This is a genomic window from uncultured Abyssibacter sp. (genome assembly GCF_964000955.1).
Lineage (GTDB): Bacteria > Pseudomonadota > Gammaproteobacteria > Nevskiales > OUC007 > Abyssibacter.
The window spans coordinates 1-4,696 of record NZ_CAXFCL010000054.1; the positions used below are offsets into that span (position 1 = coordinate 1).

Genomic DNA, 4,696 nt, shown 5'->3' on the forward strand with positions numbered 1-4,696 from the left:
CGTCGCCGCGCCAGGCCGCATTGGGAGCCATGCCGATCTCGCTGTGGCGGCGGGCATTGTGTGTTCCGACCAGAAAGTGCCCGACAGCTTGATCTAGGCCGTGTTGACGAAGTGGATTCCCAAATCGGCTGAGGCGTGATTCAGAGTCCCTCCTTGGAAGGGAGGGGATCGTGGCTCGCAATCTGATGAGCGATGAGGAATGGGCGTTCTTCGCGCCGTTCGTGATCGAGAGCGGCCCCAAGAGAGGCCGCCCACCGAAGGACCACCGTCTGGTGCTGGACGGGGTGTTCTGGATCGCGCGGACCGGCTCGCCCTGGCGAGACCTGCCGGAGACCTTTGGCCCGTGGGCGTCAGTCTACCGTCAGTTCCGACGATGGACGCTCGCAGGCATCTGGGACCTGATCCTGGAAGCCCTGAATGAGGCTGAGGGATCGCTCCACAGCGTCCAGATGATCGACAGCACGGTCGCCCGCGCCCACCACTGCGCCGCGGGCGAAAGGGGGGGATTCAGGATCAGGGTCTTGGGCGCTCAAGAGGTGGCTTCTCGACCAAGATCCATCTCAAGACGAACGGCGCGGGGCTGCCCATCGCCGTCGAGATCACCGGCGGCGAGGTTTCCGATTATCGCGGCTACGGTCCGTTGATGGAGGCCGACGGACCGCTCGCCCGGGTGCTGCTCGCCGACCGCGGCTACGACTCCGACGCGATCCGCCAGGACATGCAGGACCGGGGCGGCGTCGCAGTCATCCCCGCCCGCAGGAACCGCAAGGTGCGTGAGAGCGTCGACACCCACATCTACGCCCTGCGCAACCGCATCGAGCGATGCTTCAACCGCCTGAAGAACGCCAGACGCGTCGCCACCCGCTACGACAAGACCGCCGCCAGCTTTCTGGGCTTCGTCCAGATCACCTCGATCCGCATGTGGTTCAGGGACTTCGTCAACACAGCCTAGCTCTGAAAGCGACAGCGCAGGCGGGCGTCTTGTTTTACCCTCGGCAAGATAGCCCGGAAGTTCCGGCAGGAGTTCGGTGTTCACCGTGCCGAATATCCGTTCGATCTTGCCCCGCCCCTGCGGGCGCGCCACGGCCGAGAATACCAGCTCGATCCGTAGCTCTGCCGCGACCTGCTCCAGGTGCTGGCTGGTGAAGTCTGATCCGTGGTCAGTATAGAGCGTCTCGGGGATACCGCAGACCGGCCAGTCCGGGTCCGTCTTTCGCCAAATTGCCTGACGCAAAGCCAGAGCGGTTTGCAAAGCAGAGGGTGCGCCCAGGAACACGCAATAGCCTGCGACCGCGCGGGAATAATCATCCTGCACGATGGTCAGCCAGGGACGGGCGGGCTTGCTGTTTGCGTCGAGGATAAGGAGATCGAGCTGGGTGTGATCCGTCTGCCAGACCGCATTGGGGCGCTCAGCGCGGTGCCGGTGGATCAGCTCGTAGCGGTCACGATAGGCGGTTGGACCCTCATGGACGAGGCACAGCATGGCTGGATCAAGCGCTCCCATCACCCTGCGCACTGTCGCGTGTGATGGGGCAGGATGGCCCTCTGCCTTTGCCGCCTCCGCGATGCGCCGATGGATCAAAGCCGCCGACAGGCGCGGCTTCTGCAAGGCAAGGGCCTCGATCTGTTGCGCCAGATCGGCATGGAGTTTCCGGCGTCCTGCATCGGAGCGCTGACGCCGTACCAATCCTGAAAGCCCGGCCTCATGATATCGCGCCGCCCACCGGCGCAGTGTTCGGATCGGATGGCCCGATGTGTCCGCCACTCCTGTCAGCGGGACGCCGGTCTCAATGTGCGGCTGCAGGACCCGGAACCGCTCCATTGCTGCGGCCCGATCCTCGTCTGAAAACGCAGCCAGGCTGTCCGTAAGAGGATCGATCAGCGGACGGTTTGTCGGCGCATTAGCAGGATCAGGTTTCTTTGACGTCATGATGTACCATAAGAATGGTACGCATTGATTTGCAATAGAGGTAGCTCTTACGTACAATCAAGATATGACATCGACCCAAATCGGCTATGCACGCTGCTCCACCGACAAACAGGACCTGACCGCACAGCGGGACGCCCTGATCGACCTCGGTGTTGCCCCGGATCGCATCTACACTGACCACGGCCTGACAGGCCGCACGCGCGCCCGACCGGGCCTCGATCAGGCCCTGGCCGCAGTCCGAAAAGGCGACACTCTGGTCGTGACCAAGCTGGATAGGCTGGCGCGGTCTGCTCCCGATGCCCGCACCATTGCAGACGGCTTGGCCGAACGCGGCATCCGCCTCGCCCTGGGCGCTTCGGTCTATGATCCAACCGATCCCATGGGCAAGATGTTCTTCAACATCCTCGCCACCTTCGCCGAGTTCGAGTCCGACCTCATAAGGATGCGCACCCGCGAAGGCATGAAAATCGCCCGCGCCAAGGGCAAGCTGCGCGGCAAGAAACCAAAGCTCTCCGAAAAACAGCACCGCGAGCTGCGCCGCATGTACGACACCGGCGACTACTCCGTCAGCGATCTCGCAGATGTATTTGCCGTCTCGCGGCCTACGATCTACCGCACCCTCCAACGCACCGAGAGTGCCAATTAGCGTGCAAATATCAGTGCCATTTATCGTGAAGAGTCACAGGATGCTCGACCAGCTCCGTGATGGCGATGTGGTGATTGTTTGGAAGCTCGACCGTCTGTCGCGGTCGCTCAAAGACCTTCTGTCCATCATGGAGAAGATCGACGCGGCGGGTGCCGGCTTTCGGTCCCTGACTGAATCCATCGACACGACGACGCCGGCAGGGCGCATGATGATGCAAATGGTCGGCGTCTTCGCCGAGTTTGAGCGCGAGATGATCCGGGAGCGCACGCGGGCTGGACTGGAACGCGCCCGTAAGAAAGGACGCCACCCAGGACGCAAGCCAAAGCTGTCGGACGATCAGCGCCGGGAAATCCGCGACCTGGTGCGATCCGGCAAGCGCACCGAGGCAGAGGCCGCGCGCCTGTTCAATGTCCATCGCTCTACGATCAGCCGTGTCATGCGGGAGGCGTCACCCGATGCAGCAGCTTGAGATGTTTCCCGAGGACATCCGCATCGAGCGCGTGGACCACGATGCCAATATGTATCGCTTCTACCGGCTACGCTTGATGCCTGACCTGTTTGGCGGCGTGTCTCTCTTGCGCGAGTGGGGCCGCATCGGCACCCAGGGGCGGCACCGGGTCGACTGTTTCGAGGATGCAGGCCGTGCCGCCGACGCGATGGTGGCGCTCTATCGGGCGAAGCAGAAGCGGGGTTATCAGCTCGCAGGGTGATGGCCAGCCCCCTACCCTATCAGCGGTGATTTTTCGCATGGAATGGAGTGCGCCCCTCGGAGTGGGCAGGTCGGCCGGGTCTGAATTGACCGGGGGCGGGCTTTCCGATGAGGAAGGTCCATGCCAAGACGCCATCGCAGCCACAGCACCGAATTCAAGCGCCAAGTCGTCGCCGAGTATCATGCCGGCGAGACCCTGCACGCCCTGTCGCGCCGCCACGATCTCTCGCGGAACCTGGTCCGCGTCTGGGTCGAGAAGGCGGAGACGGGCGCCTTCGACGACGAGGAGGTGGCCGCCGAGCTGCTCTCCGGCTACGAGGCGCGGATCGCCGCGCTGGAACGCCTGGTCGGTCGTCAGGCGCTGGAGATCGACTTTCTAAAGGGGGCCGTGCGCTCCAGAACGTCGCCGAGAAGCGCGCATACATCCGTGACCAGCGGCCCCGCGGCCTCTCCGTCCGGCGGGGATGCGAACTGATGGGCATCTCGAGGTCGAGCTTCTACGCCGCGCCCGCGGAAAAGCTGCGCGACGAGGCGATCGTCGCCGAGATCCGCGCCATCACGGACGAGTTCGAGCGCTACGGCTACCGACGCGTCGGCGCCGAGCTCCGTCACCGGGGCCACGTCGTCAACGCAAAGAAGGTCCGTCGCTTGATGAAGGCGCACGATCTGAACCCGCGGCCCCGGAGGCGCTTCGTCCGGACCACCGACAGCGATCACAACGGCCCGATCTTCCCGCTCGTCGCGCGCGATTTCGAGGTTCACGGCCCCGACCAGCTCTGGGTCGCGGATCTGACCTACATCACGGTGGCCGCCGGCTTCGCCTACGTGGCGCTGATCCTCGACGCCTGGTCGAGGCGGGTCGTGGGTTATGCCATCGGCCGCAGCATCGACGCGCGCCTGGCCGTCGAGGCGCTGCGCCGGGCGATCACGGCCCGCCGGCCGCTCCCCGGCTGCGTGTTCCATTCGGATCGCGGCTCGCAATACGCCGCTGGGGCGCATCGCGACCTTCTCGCCGAGCACGGCTTCGTCGGCTCCATGAGCCGGCGCGGAAACCCTTACGACAACCCGCAGGCCGAGAGTTTCATGAAGACTCTGAAGGTGGAGGACGCCTATCTGATGGAATACGAGACCTTCGAGGACGTCGCCGCCGGCGTGCCGAGGTTCATCGAAGCCTACAACCGGCGGCGCCTCCACTCAGCCTTGGGGTATCTCAGCCCCGTCGAATTCGAGGAACGCAACGCCCGCGCCTCTGTCAAAACCGCCGCCTGAGCCGGTCCGCCCGAAGGGGCGCACTCCAGAAAGGGGTCATTGGCGCATTGGGCTTGACCGGCGGCTTTGTCACCGCGTTGTGTAAGCTCAGCCAGGGTGCAGCGAGTGGCCGGTCTTGCCCATTGCGACGTGAGCCAACGCC

Annotated in this window: 6 protein-coding genes and 1 pseudogene; 6 read left to right on the plus strand and 1 reads right to left on the minus strand. The window is 64.3% G+C overall.

What is annotated here, in order from left to right; all coding sequences use genetic code 11:
* Window positions 1-185: 185 nt before the first annotated feature.
* Window positions 186-952, plus strand: a protein-coding gene (locus tag ABNS06_RS02375) for an IS5 family transposase (protein WP_348672366.1) whose coding sequence is annotated in 2 segments (ribosomal slippage) — window positions 186-495 and window positions 495-952 — 768 coding nt in all. Because the reading frame shifts where the segments join, the coding sequence is not laid out codon by codon here.
* A gap of 132 nt (window positions 953-1,084) precedes the next feature.
* Here ABNS06_RS02375 and ABNS06_RS02380 read toward each other — a convergent pair.
* Window positions 1,085-1,930, minus strand: a pseudogene (locus ABNS06_RS02380) (helix-turn-helix domain-containing protein); the annotation flags it as partial.
* A gap of 64 nt (window positions 1,931-1,994) precedes the next feature.
* Here ABNS06_RS02380 and ABNS06_RS02385 point away from each other — a divergent pair.
* From ABNS06_RS02385 to ABNS06_RS02405, 5 genes are all read left to right on the plus strand, one after another.
* A complete protein-coding gene (locus tag ABNS06_RS02385) occupies window positions 1,995-2,576 on the plus strand; it encodes a recombinase family protein (protein WP_339773052.1) in 582 nt (193 codons plus the stop codon).
* A gap of 40 nt (window positions 2,577-2,616) precedes the next feature.
* Window positions 2,617-3,045 carry a recombinase family protein gene (locus ABNS06_RS02390; protein ID WP_348672364.1) on the plus strand — a complete coding sequence of 143 codons (429 nt, stop codon included), beginning with the start codon at window positions 2,617-2,619 and terminating at the stop codon, window positions 3,043-3,045.
* Window positions 3,032-3,286, plus strand: coding sequence for a WGR domain-containing protein (locus ABNS06_RS02395; RefSeq protein WP_348672365.1), 255 nt, complete (start codon window positions 3,032-3,034; stop codon window positions 3,284-3,286). Before ABNS06_RS02390 ends, ABNS06_RS02395 begins: the two co-directional genes overlap by 14 nt.
* 120 nt (window positions 3,287-3,406) lie before the next feature.
* The gene (locus ABNS06_RS02400; protein ID WP_348672367.1) at window positions 3,407-3,760 is read left to right on the plus strand and encodes a transposase; all 354 of its coding nucleotides are present in this window, start codon (window positions 3,407-3,409) and stop codon (window positions 3,758-3,760) included.
* A complete protein-coding gene (locus ABNS06_RS02405) occupies window positions 3,709-4,554 on the plus strand; it encodes an IS3 family transposase (RefSeq protein WP_348672368.1) in 846 nt (281 codons plus the stop codon). Before ABNS06_RS02400 ends, ABNS06_RS02405 begins: the two co-directional genes overlap by 52 nt.
* The last annotated feature ends 142 nt before the right edge of the window (window positions 4,555-4,696 follow it).

What these genes read in the sequence shown, in the direction of transcription:
- ABNS06_RS02385 (WP_339773052.1), top strand. Translation starts at nt 1,995, where the DNA reads ATGACATCGACCCAAATCGGCTATGCACGCTGCTCCACCGACAAACAG.
- ABNS06_RS02390 (WP_348672364.1), top strand. Translation starts at nt 2,617, where the DNA reads ATGCTCGACCAGCTCCGTGATGGCGATGTGGTGATTGTTTGGAAGCTC.
- ABNS06_RS02395 (WP_348672365.1), top strand. Translation starts at nt 3,032, where the DNA reads ATGCAGCAGCTTGAGATGTTTCCCGAGGACATCCGCATCGAGCGCGTG.
- ABNS06_RS02400 (WP_348672367.1), top strand. Translation starts at nt 3,407, where the DNA reads ATGCCAAGACGCCATCGCAGCCACAGCACCGAATTCAAGCGCCAAGTC.